Consider the following 19,020-nt stretch of genomic DNA (forward strand, 5'->3'; position numbering starts at 1 on the left):
CAGCCTGCCGCGGCCGCTCAGGCCGTCAGCTCGGCGAGCTTCATCAGGTCGACATTGGCGCCGCAGACCAAGACGCCGAGCCGCTCGCCGGGCATGGGCTTGTAGGCGCCACTGAGAAGCGCGCCGAGCGCCGCCGCTCCCCCGGGCTCGACCGCAAGACGGAAATCGCGCCAGAGCACGCGCTGCGCCTCGGTGATCGCCGCATCCGGCACCAGGGCGACATGGTCGACCGTGTCCTTGCTGACATCGTAGACGAGCTGACCGACATTGCGCGCGCCGAGCGAATCCGCCGCCACCGAAGCGACGGTCACCGTCACCGGCGCCTTGGCCTCCAGCGCTGCCTGCAGTGCCCGCGAGCCTTCCGGCTCGACGCCGACGACCTTGACGTTGGTGCCAGCGAACCAGCCGGCGATGCCCGAGATCAGCCCGCCGCCGCCGACCGCGACCAGCACAGTGTCGAGATCGGGCTCCTGCCTGTGCCATTCGCGGCCGAGCGTGCCCTGGCCGGCGATGGTCTCCTTGGCCGAGAAGGGATGGATCTTGAGCGCGCCGGTCTCGGCGACGAACTTGTCACAGGCCGCCTGGGCGTCGTCAAATTGCGCGCCGCCGATGCGGACATCGGCGCCGAAGCGCCGGATCGCCTCGATCTTCGCCGCGGGCGAGATCTCCGGCACGAAGATCGTCGCCTTCACGCCGCGCTTGCCGGCGGCATAGGCCACCGCCGCGCCGTGATTGCCGCCCGAGGCGGCTGCCACCCCGGCGGCCGGCACATCGAGCGAAAGCAGGTTGTTGAAGGCGCCGCGCGTCTTGAACGAACCGGCATGCTGCAGGCATTCGAGCTTCAGCGAGACATCGGCGCGCGAGCCGAAGGCGCCGGTGCCGAGCCGCATCACCGGCGTGGTGCGGGCATGGCCGGCGATGCGCTCGGCCGCGGCTTCGATCATCTGGCGGGGCACGGGCTGGTCAGACATGGCGGGTTCCTGCGAGGCGGGCCGATCCGGCACGAAACTCCAGATCGCGATGGGAAGACCGTGGCTATCGCGTCCCGGCGGATCGGGGAAGGGCTTTCCGCGCCCGGCGGCGATGTGCCCGGCGACGACCAGCGCCGCCAGCGCATCGAGCGCGTCGTCCGCCGCAGCGCCGCGTGGCGGCGATGCGGTCAGGCAGGTCTCTGGCAGGCCGGCCGCCAGCAGCAGGGCGCGCCGCTCAGTCATTCCCGCGGGATTGATCGTCCCCCTGATCTTCTTGGGGTGCGCGAGCGGCGCGCCGCGTATCGTCGCGAAGGCGAGTTCAGGATGCGTCTCGAAGATGCACTCGCGCCATTCCGGCTCCGCCCGCAGGAAGGCGTCGATCTCGCGGATCTTCGGGAACAGGTGGAAGCCCTGCTGCGAGACCTTGCGTGGCGGGTTAGAGGTCGCGAGCGCGGCGCGGCAGGCGTCGGCGTAATCGGCCGCATGGACCGCGCCGCGCGAAGGGATCGAGAACACCGAGGACTGCCGTTCGCCCAGCCGGCTGCGCACTGCCTGCTCCGGGCCGCGCCCGGAGCCTTCGATCCGGTCCGGCAGACCGATCGGCATGTCGACGGCGATTAGGCTAACCGGCGGCAGATTGCGGATCAGCTCGATCCAGTTCGGCACAACCCTCAGGATCGGCGGCTCAGTGATCGAAACGTCACATAAGGCTGCGATCCAACCGCCCTTGCAGCCGTCAACGCCCACGATCCAGCTCATTCTCGAATCCTCGCCCGCGGGGGTGACGTACCGGCGCCACAGCGTTTAGTGTGCGCTGCAACAGGAACCGTCAGGAGTGTCGCCATGACCGCTATCCGACCGCGCCGCAGCGTACTCTACATGCCCGGTTCCAATGCGCGCGCCCTGGAAAAGGCCCGCGAGATCGCGGCCGACGCCCTGATCCTCGATCTCGAGGACGCCGTCGCTCCGGATGCCAAGGACCTCGCCCGCAACCAGGTCTGCGACGCCGTAAAGGCCGGCGGCTATGGCAGGCGCGAGCTGGTGATCCGCACCAACGGTCTCGACACCCCCTGGTTCGATGCCGATCTCGCCGCTGCCGCCGAGGCCGGCCCGGACGCGATCCTGATTCCGAAGGTCTCCTCGCCCGAGACCCTGGCCGAGATCGGCCACCGGCTCACCGGCCTCTGGGCCAAGCCCGAGACCCGTGTCTGGGCGATGATCGAGACGCCGCTCGCCATTCTCGACTGCGAGCGCATCGCCCGCGCGGCGCACGAGGCCAGCACCCGGCTTGCCTGTTTCGTCCTCGGCACCAACGACCTCGCCAAGGAGACCCGCGCCCGCTTCGTGCCCGGCCGGGCGCCGATGCTGCCCTGGCTGACCACCGCGATCCTGGCGGCGCGCGCCCACGGCCTCGACGTGATCGACGGCGTCTACAACGACCTCAAGGACGAGCCCGGTTTCCGGGCCGAGTGCGAGCAGGGCCGCGATCTCGGCTTCGACGGCAAGACGCTGATCCATCCCGGCCAGGTCGCGACCGCCAACGCGATCTTCGCGCCAGAGGAAGCCGAACTCGTACGGGCCCGTGCGGTGATCGCGGCCTTCGAGCAGCCCGAGAACGCCGACAAGGGCGCGATCCAGCTCGATGGTCGCATGGTCGAGCGCCTGCACGCCGAGATGGCGCGCCGGGTCGTCGCGCTCGCCGAAGCGATCTGAACGCGCCTGCGCCGGCCCCAGGGCCTGCACGGTCGACCTGTGCAGGGCCGGCGTCGACTTTACCTACAGTTATACGCCGTTAAAATTTAAACTGCGGCCGGGTTGCAATGTAATCCATACTGGAAACCCGGGCTTTAATTGGCGTTTAACCAATCTATCATAGCCCTAGCCGGCAAAACATAAGCCGGACCATGGGGGGAATATCTTGCTTGGATTGAGAACGTCTCGTTTCGGCGCCAGCCTTGGAGCCGACGAGGCCGCGGCCATTCGCCGGTCGCAGGCCGTCATCGAGTTCGATCTGGACGGCAACATCCTCACCGCAAACGAGAATTTCCTGCGCGTCGTCGGCTATGGCCTCGACGAGATCAAGGGCCGGCATCACGCAATCTTCGTCGAGCCCGGCTATGGCGGCACGGAAGCATACCGCGCCTTCTGGGCGAGGCTGCGCCAAGGCGAGGCGATCGACGCCCAGTTCCTGCGCCTTGGCAAGGGTGGAAGGCAGGTCTGGCTGCAGGCGACCTACACGCCGATCCTCGACCGCGCCGGCAGGCCGCGGAAAGTCATCAAATTCGCCACCGACATCTCCGCGACCAAGGGCCTGATCGCCAATTTCGAAGGCCAGGTCGCGGCGATCCGCAAATCGCAGGCGGTGATCGAGTTCGACCTGACGGGGACTATCCTCGACGCCAACGAGAACTTCCTGAAGGCGCTGGGCTACGGCCTGGATGAGATCAAGGGACGGCACCACGGCATCTTCGTCGATGCCACGACGCGTGCCAGCGACGACTATCGGCGCTTCTGGCAGAAGCTCGGCCGCGGCGAATATGACGATGGCCAGTATCTGCGGCTCGGCAAGCATGGCCGCGTGGTCTGGATCCAGGCGAGCTACAACCCGATCCTCGATGCGCTCGGTCAGCCCTACAAGGTGGTCAAATACGCGACCGACATCACGGAAAGCCGCATGGCCCAGGAGGCGCTGCGCAAGGCCGTCGACGAGACCCGCGAGGTGGTCGAGGCCGCCATGGCCCGGAACCTGACGCAGCGCGTCGCGCTGGAGGACAAGCAGGGCGATGTCGCCCTGCTTTGCAACGGCGTCAACGATCTCGTCGGCTCCGTCTCCGCGATCATCCAGGCGGTGTCCGAAATCTCGGGCAAGGTCAGCCTCGGCTCGCACCGCATCAGCCACGACAGCCGCGATCTCGCCCAGCGGACCGAGGAGCAGGCGGCCAGCCTGGAGGAAACCGCCGCGACCACCGAAGAACTCGCCGCCTCGGTGAAGCAGAGCGCCCAGCGCGCCCGCGAGGCGACCGAACTCGGCGCCCGCGCGACCGACGTCGCCGAGCGCGGCGGCGCCATCGTCGCCGATGCCGTGACCGCGATGGAGCGGATCGAGAAAGCCTCGAACGACATCTCCGAGATCATCACGGTGATCGACACCATCGCTTTCCAGACCAATCTTCTGGCGCTCAACGCCGCAGTCGAGGCAGCCCGCGCCGGTGATGCCGGAAAGGGCTTCGCGGTTGTCGCCTCGGAGGTGCGTGCCCTCGCGCAACGCTCCGGCGCGGCCGCCAACGACATCAAGAAGCTGATCACCAATTCGAGCGAGCAGGTCTCCGGCGGAGTGAGGCTGGTCAGGGAAACCGGAGGCGCCCTGGCGGAGATCGTCGTCGCTTCGAAGAGCGTGGCCGCGGCCCTCGCCGACATTTCGAGTGCCTCGCAGGAGCAGGCCAACGGCATCGACGAGGTCGCCCGGGTCGTCGCCCATATGGACGATGTCACCCAGCGCAATTCGGCGATGGCCGAGCAGAGCGCCGCCATCGCCGGCGAACTCGAACAGGCGACCGAGACGCTCAGGCAGATGGTCGCCTCGTTCCAGCTCGCCGCCGGTGGCGACACGCCGGCCGGAGGGCGGCAGTGGAACGAGCCTGGCCGCCTCGCCGGCAGGGCGGAGGCGCGCGCTGCCTGAAGCCGCCCTGCAGGCATAGCCCGCACGAAAAAGGCCGCAGGCCCTCTTTCGAGGAAGCCTGCGGCCTTTTGCTATGAATGCTCTGTGGCGCTAGCTCGCGTCAGGCGGCCTTGCGATCCTCGAAGACGCCGCGGAATTCGCGCAGTTGCACCAACTGATCCGCCAAGCGCTTCTGTTCGGCCTCGTCCTGCGAGCCGGCGAGACGGGTCTCGGCGGTCAAGATTTCCTGGTCGAGCACGTCGAGGTTGACGTCCTCGATGAAGCGGGCCTGCTCCGCGAGGATGGTCAGGCTCTCTGCGTTGACCTCGGCGAGACCGCCGGAAACGTAGAATTCCTTGCCGTTATTGGCATCGGTCTGGAGCATGACGATGCCCGGCTTCAGCACCGCGACCAGCGGCGCGTGACCGGCCAGGATCGTCATCTCGCCCTCGACCGAGGGGACGATGACGCTGACGACATCGCCCGAGAACAGGATGCGCTCCGGCGAGACGAGTTCGAACTTGAAGGTGGCCATCGGCAATCTCTCCCGGGTTCGTCATGGCCGAGCTTGACCCGGCCATCTCGGAAACCAGCGTTGTCTAGTCCGGAGATTCTCGGGACAAGCCCGAGAATGACGCTTTAGGAGGCTCCGTCCGGCTTACGACCGCCCGGAGCTCCGTCTCGAGCCTTACGCCGCTTCGGCGGCCAGGCGCTGCGCCTTCTCGATCGCCTCGTCGATCGAGCCGACCATGTAGAAGGCCGCTTCCGGCAGGTGGTCGTACTTGCCCTCGACCAGGCCCTTGAAGCCCTTGATCGTGTCCTCGAGGGCGACGAGCTTGCCCGGCGAGCCCGTGAAGACTTCCGCGACGAAGAAGGGCTGCGACAGGAAGCGCTCGATCTTGCGGGCGCGGGCCACAGCGAGCTTGTCCTCTTCCGAGAGCTCGTCCATGCCCAGGATCGCGATGATGTCCTGCAGGGCCTTGTAGCGCTGGAGGATCTGCTGGACCTGACGGGCGATGTTGTAGTGCTCGTCACCGACGATCGCCGCAGAGAGCATGCGCGAGGTAGAGTCGAGCGGGTCGACCGCCGGATAGATGCCCTTTTCCGCGATCGAGCGCGAAAGCACGGTCGTGGCGTCCAAGTGGGCGAAGGAGGTCGCGGGCGCCGGGTCGGTCAGGTCGTCCGCCGGCACGTAGATCGCCTGCACCGAGGTGATCGAGCCCTTGTTGGTGGTGGTGATGCGCTCCTGCAGGTTGCCCATGTCGGTCGCCAGCGTCGGCTGATAGCCCACCGCCGACGGGATACGGCCGAGCAGAGCCGACACCTCGGAGCCCGCCTGCGTGAAGCGGAAGATGTTATCGACGAAGAACAGCACGTCCTGGCCACGGTCGCGGAAGTCCTCGGCGACGGTCAGGCCGGAAAGTGCGACGCGCATGCGGGCGCCCGGAGGCTCGTTCATCTGGCCGTAGACCAGGGCGCACTTCGAGCCCTCGCCGCCGCCCTTCTTGTTCACGCCCGACTCGATCATCTCGTGATAGAGGTCGTTGCCCTCGCGGGTGCGCTCGCCGACGCCGGCGAACACCGAATAGCCACCATGGGCCTTCGCGACGTTGTTGATGAGCTCCATGATCAGCACGGTCTTGCCGACGCCGGCGCCGCCGAACAGGCCGATCTTGCCGCCCTTGGCGTAGGGAGCCAGCAGGTCGACGACCTTGATGCCGGTGACCAGGATCTGGGCGTCCGTGGCCTGGTCGGCATAGGACGGAGCCGGTTGGTGAATGCCGCGGGTCGAAGAGGTCATGATCGGGCCGGCCTCGTCGACCGGCTCGCCGATGACGTTCATGATGCGGCCGAGGCACTCGTCGCCGACCGGGACGGCGATCGGCGCGCCGGTATCGGTGACCGACTGGCCGCGGACCAGACCTTCGGTCGAGTCCATCGCGATGGTGCGAACCGTGTTCTCGCCGAGATGCTGGGCGACTTCGAGAACCAGGCGGTTGCCCAGATTGTCGGTCTCGAGCGCGTTCAGGATCTCGGGCAGGGCGCCGTCGAACTGCACGTCGACGACGGCGCCGATGACCTGCGCTACGCGGCCGGTACCGGTGTTGGCGGGCTTCTCGGCGGTCTTGGTCTTGGTTGCGGCTTTGGCCATGGTTTTAAAACCTCGGATTCGCGTTCAGCGTGTCGGAAGGCCGGCGAGCCGGCTTGATTCAGGCGGTTACAGCGCTTCCGCGCCAGAGATGATCTCGATGAGTTCCTTGGTGATCATGGCCTGACGCGAGCGGTTGTAGATCTGCGTCTGCTTCTTGATCATCTCGCCCGCATTGCGGGTGGCGGAGTCCATCGCGGACATGCGGGCGCCCTGTTCGGAGGCCGCGTTCTCTAGCAGCGCCCGCAGGACCTGGACCGTCAGGCTGCGCGGCAGCAGCGTCTCGAGGATCTCGCCCTCTTCCGGCTCGTAGTCGTAGACCGCTTCGGTGGTCGCGGTGCCGGCCGGGATTTCGGCCGGGATGATGCGCTGGGCGGTCGGGATCTGCGCGATCACCGACTTGAACTTCGAGAAGAAGATCGTCGCGACGTCGAACTCGCCCGCCGCGAAGCGGGTCAGGATGTTCTGGGCGATCACCTCGGCATTGACGAAGCCGACCTGCTTGAACTCGCGCAGGTCGATGACCTCGATGATGTCGTTCTCGAACAGCCGCTTCAGGGCGTCGTAGCCCTTCTTGCCGACGCAGAGGATCTTGACCATCTTGCCTTCGGCCTTGAGCGCCTGTGCCTTCTCGCGCGCCAGACGGGCGATCGAGGAGTTGAAGGCGCCGCACAGGCCGCGCTCGGCGGTGAAGACCACGAGCAGGTGGACCTTGTCCGAGCCCGTGCCGGAGATCAGGCGCGGCGCGCTGTCCCCGGAGATGCCGCCGGCGAGATTGGCCAGCACCTTCTCCATGCGTTCGGCATAGGGACGAGCCGCCTCGGCCGCCATCTGGGCGCGGCGCAGCTTCGCCGCCGCGACCATCTGCATGGCCTTGGTGATCTTCTGCGTCGCCTTCACGGAGGCGATGCGGTTTCTAAGGTCCTTTAGCGAGGGCATGCCTTGCTCTCTCCGTCGTGCCCGGCCCGCTGCCGGGCATCCACGTCTTCAACCCCGTTCGTCGCCCACCGCCCGGCATCTCCGGGCAATACGTGGCTGGTCGGCACGAGGCCGACCATGACGCCGTGGATCAGGCGAACGTCTTGGCGTAGCCCGAGACGATGTCCTTCAGCTTCGCGGCGTTCGCGTCCGAAAGATCCTTCGTCGAGCCGATCTCGCTCAGCAGGTCGGCATGCTTGCCGCGGACCAGCGAGAGCAGCCCGTCCTCGAAGGCGCGGACCTTGTTGACCGGCAGCGGGTCGAGATAGCCGTTGACGCCGGCATAGATCACGACCGTCTGCTCTTCCATCTTGAGCGGCGAGAATTGGCCCTGCTTCAGGAGCTCGGTCAGGCGGGCGCCGCGGTTGAGCAGGCGCTGCGTGACCGCGTCGAGGTCCGAGCCGAACTGGGCGAAGGCCGCCATCTCGCGATACTGGGCGAGCTCGCCCTTGATCTTGCCCGCGACCTTCTTGGTCGCCTTGGTCTGCGCGGCCGAGCCGACGCGCGACACCGAGAGGCCGACGTTCACCGCCGGGCGGATGCCCTGGTAGAACAGGTCGGTCTCGAGGAAGATCTGGCCGTCGGTGATCGAGATCACGTTGGTCGGGATGTAGGCCGAGACGTCGTTCGCCTGGGTCTCGATGACCGGCAGCGCGGTCAGCGAGCCGAGACCGGCCTCCTCGCCCATCTTGGCGGCGCGCTCGAGCAGGCGGGAGTGGAGATAGAACACGTCGCCGGGATAGGCTTCGCGGCCCGGCGGGCGGCGCAGCAGCAGCGACATCTGGCGATAGGCGACGGCCTGCTTCGACAGATCGTCATAGATGATCACGGCATGCATGCCGTTGTCGCGGAAGTACTCGCCCATGGCGCAGCCGGCGAAGGGCGCCAGGAACTGCATCGGAGCGGCGTCCGAGGCGGTGGCGGCGATGACGATCGAGTACTCCAGCGCGCCGCGCTCCTCGAGCACCTTCACGAGCTGGGCGACGGTCGAGCGCTTCTGGCCGACGGCGACGTAGACGCAATAGAGCTTCTGGCTCTCCGGCGCGCCTTCAACGTTGAGCGGCTTCTGGTTCAGGATCGTGTCGAGCGCCACGGCGGTCTTGCCGGTCTGGCGGTCGCCGATGATCAGCTCGCGCTGGCCGCGGCCGATCGGGATCAGGGCGTCGATCGCCTTGAGGCCGGTCGCCATCGGCTCGTGCACCGACTTGCGCGGGATGATACCGGGGGCCTTGACGTCGACGCGGGCGCGCTGGGTGGCCTTGATCGGGCCCTTGCCGTCGATCGGGTTGCCGAGCGCGTCAACGACGCGGCCGAGCAGCTCCTTGCCGACCGGGACGTCGACGATGGCGCCGGTGCGCTTGACGGTCTGGCCTTCCTTGATCTCGCGGTCGGAACCGAAGATCACGACGCCGACATTGTCGCTCTCGAGGTTGAGCGCCATGCCGCGCACGCCGGACTCGAACTCGACCATCTCACCGGCCTGGACCTTGTCGAGGCCGTAGACGCGGGCGATGCCGTCGCCGACGGAGAGAACCTGACCGACTTCGGTGACGGACGCCTCGGACCCGAAATTGCTGATCTGGGTCTTCAGGATCGCGGAGATTTCAGCGGCGCGGATGTCCATCAGCCGACCTCTTTCATGGCAAGACGAATTGAATTGAGTTTGGTTTTCAGGGACGCATCGACCATGCGCGAGCCCATCTTGACGACGAGTCCGCCGATGATGGCCGGGTCGATCTTCACGGAAAGCGCGACATCCTGGCCGGCGACCTCCTTGAGGGTCGCGGTGATGTCCTTGAGCTGGGCGGCGGAGGGCTCCTCGGCCAGCGTCACTTCGGCGCTGACGATGCCCTTGGCCTCGGCGACCTTGGCGCGATAGGCGCGGATCATGCCCGGCAGCGCGAACAGGCGGCGCTTGCTGGCGACGAGGCCGATGAAATTGGCGGCGAGGCCCGAGATCCCGGCCTTGGCGAGCAGCGCGTTGACGGCGGCGACCTGGTCCTGGGCTGTGAAGGCGGGGCTCTCGATCAGCCGCTGCAGATCGGCGCTCTCGGCGATCATCGCGCTGAACGAATCGAGATCGGCGGCGACGGCATCGACCGCCTTGGCCTCGGTGGCCAGCTCGAACAGAGCCGTGGCATAGCGCCCGGCAACACCCGAGACAGGGGACTGTTCCTGCGATCCGCCCTGGGCCACGCTTCGCTCTCTCTTCCAAGGGACCGCCCCGGCGACCTTCTGACGAAGGTGGAGTGCATGGTCCCGACGCTGCGATGATCAAGCGCACGCCCGCCCGTTGCCAGGGCGCGCCGCGCTTGGATTGCGGCGGTGCACTAGCATGGGGATCGGGGGGCCGCAACCCGACGGAGCGGGGTAGCGCACGCTTTGGATGCGGTCAAAGGAAGCGCCCCATGCGCCGACCGCGCGACGAGACCGGCGACACGGCCCGTGGGAGCGCCTGATGCAGGCAACGCCGATCGAAAGGGCGCGGCAGCCGACCGCTGGCCGGAGCACCGACCCTCCGCCTCGCGCGGGACGAGAATGGCGGCGCGTAAGCCGACAGCGAACCATGATCTCCGCGCCCTCCACCAAATGGCCGCTTGACCAGGGTCGCGGCAGCGATCGAGTTTGGGCTGCGAACGGAGCTAGCCGCTATGCCGCGAGCATTGGTTTTGGGGACGGCTTTTCTGCTGGCGAGCGCCGGAAGTGCGCTTGCCCAACTGCAGAAGGTCAATTGCCAGACGCAAGGCGAACCATTTTACCTCCATCAGAACAGCAAAGTTACCCATGAAAGCGTGATGGACGAAAACGGCTGCCGATACAGCTATATTTCGGCTCAGTCCGATGGCAGGCCCAGAGTATTCGAGAAGGCGGTCATCGCTCAGGTGCCCAAGAAGGGACAACTTTCACAACCCGGCGAGTTTTCGTTCTTCTACAAGCCGGGAAACGGCTTCAAGGGAAAGGACACGTTCGCGGTCTACATCTGCGGCACAACGATGCATGGCTCCGGCTGCTCGCGGATCACCTACAACGTCACCGTTCGATAACTAGACCGACGCTCGCTGGAAACTCTATGTGGACCTTGCGACCGCTTCTACCCGCCACAAGCCGTGAACGCTCAAGGATGTAACTCGCCGCTACGCAGACAATTACGGGTACACGCCAAGCGCCCCGCTTGACTCAGCATTCGATCGAGATCCGGGTATCCGCAGAAATCGGAACCGCAACGATGCTAAGAATTCTGGTTTTCAGCGTCGGATTTTGCCTTGTGAGCGCCGCGGCGCCGGCTCAATTGCTGCGAGTAAATTGTCAGACTGTCGGCCCTCAATATCATATTGTCGAAAATACAAAGCTCGATTACGACAGCTTGATGGATAAAAATGGCTGTCGATACAGCTACACGACATCTGGCGTAACACTTGAGAAATCTGTCATCGCCAAAGCGCCTGCTAATGGTACATTGACGCAGACAGGAATTGCGTCATTCTTCTATACACCAAAGGAGAATTTCATCGGGAAAGATAATTTCGCTGTCTATGTCTGTGGGACCGGCAGGAGGGGTAAAGGTTCCGGCTGCGCGCGGTTCAACTACAACGTCACCGTTCACTAGCACCGCCGCGCTCATGCCCTGCGGATCGGCATTGAGCACCAGCACAACCCATCGCGCAGCGGTCCCGGCGGTTCGTCCACGCCGCTTCATTGCTTACGGGTGGCGCTCGATTATTGAGCGGCTTAGGGTGGACCGATACCCGCGGACGCCGACATGTCACGAGTGTCGATCTTTCTGACGGCATTGCTCCTGGTACCCGTAAGCGCCTCGCCGACGGCGGCGGCCTGCCGGATACGAGGTTACGGCTTCCACGTCGAGCAGAATGACAGGGCCACCTATGAGGCGACCATGGACAGCAATGGTTGCCGCCATGTCTACGGGGTCAGCGGATTTCTTACGATCCAGAAGACCGTGATCATGATCCGGCCCGCGAACGGCACCCTGTCGCAAACCGGAGAATTTTCGTTCTTCTACAAGCCGAAACCAGGATTTTCCGGCAAGGACACCTATGTAATCTATGTTTGCGGGACCAGTCGTCGCGGCACGGGCTGTTCCAGGCTCACCTACAACGCCATCGTCCAATAGGCTTCGCCATGCTCACAGAAAGCTCTGCGGATCGACATCGACCGCGACCCTGACCGAGCCTTTCGGCCGCGGCGCCCGCTTCAGCCAGGCGCGCAGATAACCCTGCAGATCGATCTCCCGCGTCGTGCGCACGATCAGGCGCATGCGATGGCGGCCGCGCAGGATGGCGAGCGGCGCCTCGGCCGGGCCCAGAACCGCGACGCCGGCCGGGGCCTCGGCGCAGCGGGCCAGCGCCCGCGCATGCGTCTCGGCCTCGCCCTGCGAATTGGCCGAGACGATCAGTGCCGCGAGGCGCCCGAAAGGTGGCAGCCCGGCCGCTTCGCGAGCCGCCGTCTCGGCCGCATAGAACCGCTCGGGATCGCCCGAAATCAGCGCCTTCAGCACGGGATGGTTGGGGTCATGGGTCTGGAGCAGCGCCCGGCCCGGCTTCTCGCCGCGCCCGGCCCGGCCGGTGACCTGCCGCAGCACCTGGAAGGTGCGCTCGGCGGCGCGCGGATCGCCCGAGGTCAGGCCGAGATCGGCGTCGATAACGCCGACCAGCGTCATCCCCGGGAAGTTATGGCCCTTGGCGACGAGCTGGGTGCCGATGACGATGTCGAACTCCCCCTCGGCGACCGCCATCAGCTCCTGCTTCAAGCGCTCTGTCCCGCCCGGAAAGTCGCTCGACAGCACGATCGCGCGCGCCTGCGGGAACAGGGTCGCGACCTCCTCGGCCAGCCGCTCGACGCCCGGGCCGCAGGCGGTCAGCGTCTCCGGCTTATGACAGGCCGGGCATTCATGCGGCCGGCGCTCGACATGCCCGCAATGATGGCAGACCAGCGCGCGGCGGAAACGGTGGTCGACCAGCCAGGCCGAGCAGTTCTTGCACTGGAAGCGATGGCCGCAGTCGCGGCAGAGCGTCAGCGGCGCATAGCCGCGCCGGTTGAGGAAGAGCAGCGACTGCTCCTTGGCCTCGAGATTGGCCTCGACCGCCTTGATCAGCGCGCCGGAGATCCAGCGCCCGCGCTCGGGCTTGTCCCGGCGCAGATCGACCAGGCCGAGCGCCGGCAACTGCCGTCCGCCGAAGCGCTCCGGCAGCTTGAGGTGGAGATAGCGCCCGCGCTCGGCATTGACGCGGGTCTCCAGCGATGGCGTCGCCGATGCCAGCACCACCGGCGCGCTCTCGATCTTGCCGCGCACCACCGCCATGTCGCGGGCATGATAGGCGACGCCGTCCTCCTGCTTGTAGGCAGCCTCGTGTTCTTCGTCGACGACGATCAGCCCGAGATCGCGATAGGGAAGGAACAGCGCCGAGCGCGCCCCCGCCACGACCAGCGCCTCCCCCTTGGCGATCGCCGCCTGCAGCCGCTCGCGGCGGCGCCCGCTCACCGCCGAATGCCACAGGCCCGGCCGGACGCCGAAACGCGCCTCGAAACGGTCGATGAACTGCGCGGTCAGTGCGATCTCCGGCATCAGGATCAGGCTCTGGCGCCCGAGACGGATCGCCTCCGCCACGGCCTCGAAATAGACCTCGGTCTTGCCCGAGCCGGTAACGCCTTCGAGCAGCGCGACATTGTAGGATTTGGAGCAGACCAGGGCGGCGAGCTTCTGCGCCACCTCCTGCTGCCCCTCCGAGAGCACCGGTCTGGCGTGCTCGGGATCGGGCCTGGCCGCGATCGCCTCCTGCGGCAGCACTTCGACCGAGAAGGTGCCGGCATCGACCAGCGAATCGATCACCGCCGCGCTGACCGATGCCGCCTCGGCCAGCGCCGACTTGCCGATCAGGAGGCCGCCCTCGGCGGCAGCGATGGCCCGCGCCCGCGCCGGCGTCATCCGGGCCGGCGGCGCGCCGACCAGCCGGACGCCGAGCTTCGGCCGCTCGGGCTTGTCGTCCGGAGGGCGGCGCAAGGCGAGCGCCAACACCGAGCCCTTGGCGGCGAGCGTGTACCAGGAGACCCAGTCGACCAGCTTCATCAGCGCCGGATCGAGCGGCGGCATGTCGAGCTTGCCGGCGACCTTCTTGAGGTTGCCGCCGCGCCCCGAGCCGCGCTCCCAGACCACGCCCACCGTCTCGCGCGGGCCGAGCGGTACCTGCACGACGTCGCCGGGCGCGAGGCTGAGCCCGGCCGGGACCGCATAGCTGTAGGCCTGATCGAGTCCGAGCGGGATCAGCACGTCGACCGTGCCGCCTTCCCGTCCGTCCTCCTGCGCGTCGCTCATGCGCGCTCTCTAGAGCATTGCGCGAAAAAGTGGGAACCGGTTTTCCGCCGAGGCAATGCCCCGGGTCTTGGAAACGAACAGGTCGCCTTCGTTCGAAGGCGACCTGTTCGAGCGCTGATTCGGCTGGCGAGCGGATCCGGCCGGCAAGGCGGGCTCGGCCGAGGCGTCAGGCCATCGCGACCCGGCGCCTCGCCTGCATCCGCCGCCAGCTCCACAGGAACACCGGCCAGAGCAGCGCGGTGATCGTCATCGCCGCCAGAACCATCGAGACCGGCCGGCTGAAGAACGGCAGGATCGAACCGTCCGACTTGATCAGCGAGGTCACCAGGCTCTGCTCGACCATGGTGCCCATGACGACGCCGAGCACCATCGCGGCGACCGGATAGCCGTTCTTGTCCATGACGTAGCCGAGGCAGCCGAAGAAGGCGACGCACCACACCGCGAACAGGTTGTTGCCGGCGGTGGCGAAGGCGCCGACCGCGCAGAACACCATGATCACCGGCATCACCGCCGAGCGCGGCGCGCCGACGACGCGGCTCGCCAGCCGGATCAGGATGATCCCGAGTGGGATCATGATGATGTTGCCGAGCAGGAAGATGATGTAGAACGCGTACATGCTCGAGGCCTGCTCGGTGAACAGGGTCGGGCCGGGGTTCAGCCCCTTCATGTAGAGCACGCCGATGGCGATCGCGGTGATCGTATCGCCGGGAATGCCGAAGAGCAGCGCCGGCACCCAGCCCGACGCGAGCGAGGCGTTGTTCGAGGCGCCGGCTTCGATCAGCCCTTCCGGATGGCCGGTGCCGAACTTCTCGGGCGTCTTCGAGAAGCGCTTGGCCATCGCATAGCTGACCCAGGCCGCCATGTCGGCGCCGGCGCCGGGCAGCACGCCGATGATGATGCCGACGAAATTGCCGCGCAGCTGCTGCTTGGGGTGCTTCTTGGTCAGCTCGATCTGGCCCTTGAGGATGCTGCCGAGCTTGCGATGCTCCAGCTTCGGCGGCTCGCGTTCGGTCAGCGAGCGCATCACCTCGGCCAGCGCGAAGACGCCGACCAGCGCCGGGATCACCTCGATGCCGCCCAGCAGGTCGGTCGAGCCGAAGGTGAAGCGCGGCACGCCGCCGGGATTGTCGATGCCGACGCAGGTGATCAGCAAGCCGAGCAGCATGGCCGCGATCGCCTTGATCGGCGAGGAGCGGGCGACCAGCGTGGCGCACATCAGGCCGAGCATCGCCAGCCAGAAGTTCTCATAGGTCGAGAAGGACAGCGCAAATTCTGCGAGCGTCGGCGCCAGCACCATCAGCGAGAGCGTGCCGGCGATGCCGCCGAGCGCCGAGAACCAGAGGCAGATGCCCAGCGCCGTCTCGGCCTCGCCCTTGCGGGTCATCGCATAGGCGTCGTCGACATAGGCGGCCGAGGCCGGCGTTCCGGGAATGCGCAGGAGGCAGCCGGGAATGTCACCGGAGAAGATCGCCATCGCCGACGCCGTGATGATCGTCGCGATCGCCGCGATCGGCGAGAGATAGAAGGTGATCGGCACCAGGAGCGCCGTCGCCATGGTGGCGGAGAGGCCGGGAAGCGAACCGACGACCAGCCCGTAGATCGCCGAGGCGAAGATGGCGATCATCACGTCGGGCGCGAAGACGAGCCCGAAGGCCTGGATCAGGGTGTCCATCGGTTCACCAGGGGAAAGGCAGCATGCCACCAGGCAGAGGCACCCGCAGCAGCTTGAGGAAGATCAGGTTGATGACGAAGGGCGCGATCAGCGCCAGCGGCACGGCGAGCTTCGGCTTGGCGCCGAAGGCCAGCGACGCGATCAGGACCATGATCCCGGCCGTCAGCAGGAAGCCGAGACGCTCGGAGGCCAGCGCGTAGAACACCACCAGCGCCGGGGGCAGCAATGCGAGCCAGGCGCGCCAGGCCGGCAGCGGCTCCAGATATTCGGGCGCGGTATGGCTGGCGAGATCAGCCTCCGCCACCTCCTCGAAATGCCGGCCGATGCCGAACACGATCAGCAGCCCGCACAGCACGAGCAGGCCGCCCACGACCATCGGGAAGGCCGCAGGGCCGACCTGCTGGCCGGGGACCGGCGGCAGTTTCGAGCCATAAAGGAAGGCTACGGCGCCGAGAGTCGCGATGACGCCCCCGGAGATTCGGTCGTTCAACGGTGTCACGGTCATTCCATGCAGACGGGTGCTTCGAGAGATGAAAACACCGGAGCCACCGGCAGGCGGCCCCGGTGCGCAGGCATTCCGCAGATCAGGCCTTGGCCAGGCCCGCCGCCTTCATCGCGGCGGCCATCGCCACGTCGCCATCCGCCATGAACTTGGCGAAGCCGGCGCCGTCGGCGAACTTCATGCCGAAGCCGCGCGAGTTCATGAAGTCCTGGTATTCCTTCGAGTCGAAGGCCTTCTTCAGGGAGGCGGTGATCTTGGCCTGGATATCGGCCGGCAGGCCCTTCGGGCCGCCGATGCCGCGCCAGGCACCGACCGAGTAGTTGATGCCGAGCGTCTCGTTCAGGGTCGGCACGTCCTTGAACTGCGGGTTGCGGGCCGTCGCCATGATGGCGAGCGACTTCGCCTTGCCGGCGTCGATCATGGCGCGGGCTTCGGGCACCGAACAGGTGACGATGTCGACGCCGCCGGCCGCCAGGTCCTGCATGCCCGGCGCAGCGCCGTTCGACGGCACCCAGGCGACATGGTCAGGCTTCAGGCCCATCGCGACGAGCCAGCCGACCAGCGCGAGATGCCAGATGCCGCCCTGGCCGGTGCCGGAGGCCTTGAGCTTGCCGGGAGGCGCAGCCTTGATCGCGTCGGCCAGCGCCTTGATGTCCTTGTAGGGGCCGGACGCACTGACCTGAACGCCCGGCGGATCCTCGTTCATGAGGCCGAGCGCCGTGTAGCTCGTCGACTTCAGGTCGGTCAGGCCCTGATGGTGCATCATGGTGATCTCGACCGTCAGCATGCCGATCGTGTAGCCGTCGGGCGCAGCGGTCGCGATCGCCGAATGGCCGACCACGCCCGAGCCGCCGGTGCGGTTCACGACGTTGACCGGCTGGCCGAGGTCCTTTTCCAACAGCTGGGCGACGATGCGGGCCGTCGCGTCGGTGCCGCCGCCCGCGCCCCAAGGGCAGACCATGGTCAGCGGGCGAGTGGGCCATTGCGCCTGGCCGATCGCCGGGCTTGCGATCAACCCGGTCGCGCCGGCCGCCGCTGCACCTTTCAAAATGGTACGTCTGCTGAATTCACTCACGATACGTTCCCTCCACTTCAATCGATTTAGAAGGTGACGGCTTCTCCGCGTTTGCAGGCGGGGCCGTCTTGATCTTCAAATACCATCAGAACCGATTGCTGCCGCTGAGGCAACAGTTTTGCATGCAGTATGCACCGGCGGTGCATACAATTTTACAACGCGCAGGCGACGGGCAGAACGGCCTTTCCGGCGGCCTCGACGATGGCGCCGGTGCTCCGGTCGGCATTTTCGCCGCCGGCGGCGGGAAGCTTGGCCTCTGCCCTGGCGAGGAGCGCCTGCAAGGCCGTGGCCCCGGCCATTGCGTGGCTGCCCTGCGGCGCCACCCCGGCGACCAGCGATTTTTCCGATGGACCAGCGATAATCACTCCGACGAGACGTCCCTGTCTATCGAAGACTGCGCTGCCCGCGCCGCCGGGCTGAAGCGGCCCGAAGACCGCCCCGGCCCTGAATTCTCCGGCGAGCGCGACCGCGGCCCGCGTCGCGCCATTGCCATCGAAGCCGAGCACCACGGCCGCTTCACCTATCGCCGGCGCCTCCTCGCGCAAGCCCGGGCCCGGCTGCGCCCCTAGGCCGGGCACGTCGAGCAGCGCGAGCCGGCTCGCCTGGTCCTGGAGACGCAGTTTCGCCGGGCGCGCACCGACCTTCAGCGCCTTGCATGCCTCGACCGAGACCTGCGCCGTCAGCACGAGGTCCCGGCCGACCACGAGCCCGACGCCGAAGCGTTCGCTCGCGGCGAGCGCCGGGGTACTGCCGGCGACGGCGGCTACCGCCGTTCCCGCCGAAGGCGCTGCCGGAGCCGGCCCGGTCGGGAACGGCTCGAAACTGTCAGCGATCGCGGTCACGACCTTGTCGAAGGTCGCCGACACCGCCTTGTCGTAACCGACCGAGAAGCCGCGCAGACCGGACGGCCCGCTCGCCTGCCGGCGGAAGAACTTGCCGCCGGGCGTCTCGCCGGCGACGACGAAGAAATTCGGCTGCAGCAGCTTGTAGGTGATGCGGCGCTGCACGTTCGGATTGACCGTGATCTGCCGCTCGAACAGGGCCTGCAGCGGCTCGCCCGCCGGTGCGGCGCTGACGTCGAGCGTGATCTTGCCATCGGCGCTCTGCCAGCGGCTGCCCCCTGTCGGCAAGGCCTCCCGCTTCGGCAGCAGCTTCTGCGGAATGCCGATGCGCACGCCGGTGCGCTCGTCCGTGACCACCGCGAAGCCCGATGCCTCGCGTGCGGTCCGTGCCAGGCGCGCCAGCTCCTGCCGTTCCGCCTGGCTGAGCTGCCCGTCCGGCTCGCCGCGCCCGGCCTTGAAGCCGTTGACGGCCCGGAAGGTCAGCGGTCCGAAATTGCCGGTCGCCGCGCTGTTGAGATGCCCGGTCCAGATCAGATCGGCCTGGATCGCCTTGCGCTCGCCCTCCGGCAGCCCCTCGAAGGCGCGGGTCGCCTCCGTCAGACGCGGATCGGCCGGGCGCGGCTGCGCCAGAACCGGGCCATGGCAGAGGAACAGCACTGCGGCCAGGCCGGGAAGCGACCGGAAACTGATCAAGACGACCTCCCGTTCAGGCGCAGAGAGTGCTGCGGGCCGCTATTCAGCGCGAGCCTCGCTCCCGAGGCAAGTGGGCCGCAGCGCAAGGCGGCGATGACGGAGCCGATATGGACCTGCGTGGCGAAAGCCGCTCAAACCCGGCCAAGCGC

Annotated in this window: 16 protein-coding genes; 5 read left to right on the forward strand and 11 right to left on the reverse strand. The window is 67.1% G+C overall.

Features of this window, described 5'->3' with window-relative positions:
- Positions 1-17 precede the first annotated feature (17 nt).
- Positions 18-1,730, reverse strand: a complete 1,713-nt coding sequence (locus AC1REK_RS26060; RefSeq protein WP_492270013.1) for a serine/threonine dehydratase — start codon at positions 1,728-1,730, stop codon at positions 18-20.
- A gap of 84 nt (positions 1,731-1,814) precedes the next feature.
- On the opposite strand from AC1REK_RS26060, the gene AC1REK_RS26065 reads away from it, so the two are divergent.
- On the forward strand, positions 1,815-2,684 hold the full coding sequence (locus AC1REK_RS26065) for an HpcH/HpaI aldolase/citrate lyase family protein (protein WP_327522953.1): 870 nt from the start codon (positions 1,815-1,817) through the stop codon (positions 2,682-2,684).
- A gap of 214 nt (positions 2,685-2,898) precedes the next feature.
- Entirely contained in the window at positions 2,899-4,650 is a 1,752-nt protein-coding gene (locus tag AC1REK_RS26070) for a methyl-accepting chemotaxis protein (protein WP_492270014.1), read from the forward strand.
- A 100-nt stretch (positions 4,651-4,750) separates the two neighbouring features.
- Here the strand turns inward: AC1REK_RS26070 and AC1REK_RS26075 are convergent, their stop codons facing one another.
- From AC1REK_RS26075 to AC1REK_RS26095, 5 genes are all read right to left on the reverse strand, one after another.
- Positions 4,751-5,164, reverse strand: coding sequence for a F0F1 ATP synthase subunit epsilon (locus tag AC1REK_RS26075; protein WP_492270015.1), 414 nt, complete (start codon positions 5,162-5,164; stop codon positions 4,751-4,753).
- A gap of 153 nt (positions 5,165-5,317) precedes the next feature.
- On the reverse strand, positions 5,318-6,781 hold the full coding sequence (atpD, locus tag AC1REK_RS26080) for a F0F1 ATP synthase subunit beta (protein WP_316018314.1): 1,464 nt from the start codon (positions 6,779-6,781) through the stop codon (positions 5,318-5,320).
- A gap of 66 nt (positions 6,782-6,847) precedes the next feature.
- Positions 6,848-7,717, reverse strand: coding sequence for a F0F1 ATP synthase subunit gamma (locus tag AC1REK_RS26085; protein WP_492270016.1), 870 nt, complete (start codon positions 7,715-7,717; stop codon positions 6,848-6,850).
- Positions 7,718-7,847: 130 nt separating this feature from the next.
- Entirely contained in the window at positions 7,848-9,380 is a 1,533-nt protein-coding gene (gene atpA / locus AC1REK_RS26090) for a F0F1 ATP synthase subunit alpha (protein ID WP_316018312.1), read from the reverse strand.
- A complete protein-coding gene (locus AC1REK_RS26095) occupies positions 9,380-9,952 on the reverse strand; it encodes a F0F1 ATP synthase subunit delta (protein WP_327522959.1) in 573 nt (190 codons plus the stop codon). The genes atpA and AC1REK_RS26095 overlap by 1 nt, the downstream gene beginning before the upstream one ends.
- Positions 9,953-10,353: 401 nt before the next feature.
- On the opposite strand from AC1REK_RS26095, the gene AC1REK_RS26100 reads away from it, so the two are divergent.
- The 3 genes from AC1REK_RS26100 (at position 10,354) to AC1REK_RS26110 (ending at position 11,888) form a co-directional block, all read left to right on the forward strand.
- On the forward strand, positions 10,354-10,800 hold the full coding sequence (locus tag AC1REK_RS26100) for a hypothetical protein (protein ID WP_492270017.1): 447 nt from the start codon (positions 10,354-10,356) through the stop codon (positions 10,798-10,800).
- A 182-nt stretch (positions 10,801-10,982) separates the two neighbouring features.
- A complete protein-coding gene (locus AC1REK_RS26105) occupies positions 10,983-11,363 on the forward strand; it encodes a hypothetical protein (protein WP_492270018.1) in 381 nt (126 codons plus the stop codon).
- Between the two features lie 153 nt (positions 11,364-11,516).
- Entirely contained in the window at positions 11,517-11,888 is a 372-nt protein-coding gene (locus AC1REK_RS26110) for a hypothetical protein (protein WP_492270019.1), read from the forward strand.
- 12 nt (positions 11,889-11,900) lie between these two features.
- Here AC1REK_RS26110 and AC1REK_RS26115 read toward each other — a convergent pair whose 3' ends face one another.
- From AC1REK_RS26115 to AC1REK_RS26135, 5 genes are all read right to left on the reverse strand, one after another.
- Entirely contained in the window at positions 11,901-14,087 is a 2,187-nt protein-coding gene (locus AC1REK_RS26115) for a primosomal protein N' (protein WP_492270020.1), read from the reverse strand.
- Positions 14,088-14,253: 166 nt separating this feature from the next.
- Positions 14,254-15,759, reverse strand: a complete 1,506-nt coding sequence (locus AC1REK_RS26120) for a tripartite tricarboxylate transporter permease (protein WP_327520391.1) — start codon at positions 15,757-15,759, stop codon at positions 14,254-14,256.
- 4 nt (positions 15,760-15,763) lie between these two features.
- Positions 15,764-16,258, reverse strand: a complete 495-nt coding sequence (locus tag AC1REK_RS26125; RefSeq protein ID WP_327520390.1) for a tripartite tricarboxylate transporter TctB family protein — start codon at positions 16,256-16,258, stop codon at positions 15,764-15,766.
- An 85-nt stretch (positions 16,259-16,343) separates the two neighbouring features.
- Positions 16,344-17,336: a tripartite tricarboxylate transporter substrate binding protein gene (locus tag AC1REK_RS26130; protein WP_327520389.1), complete on the reverse strand. Its 993-nt coding sequence runs from the start codon at positions 17,334-17,336 to the stop codon at positions 16,344-16,346.
- Between the two features lie 152 nt (positions 17,337-17,488).
- On the reverse strand, positions 17,489-18,871 hold the full coding sequence (locus AC1REK_RS26135) for a trypsin-like peptidase domain-containing protein (RefSeq protein ID WP_327520388.1): 1,383 nt from the start codon (positions 18,869-18,871) through the stop codon (positions 17,489-17,491).
- Positions 18,872-19,020: the final 149 nt, after the last annotated feature.

This window comes from Allobosea sp. GW823-FHT02B03 (assembly GCF_058797755.1).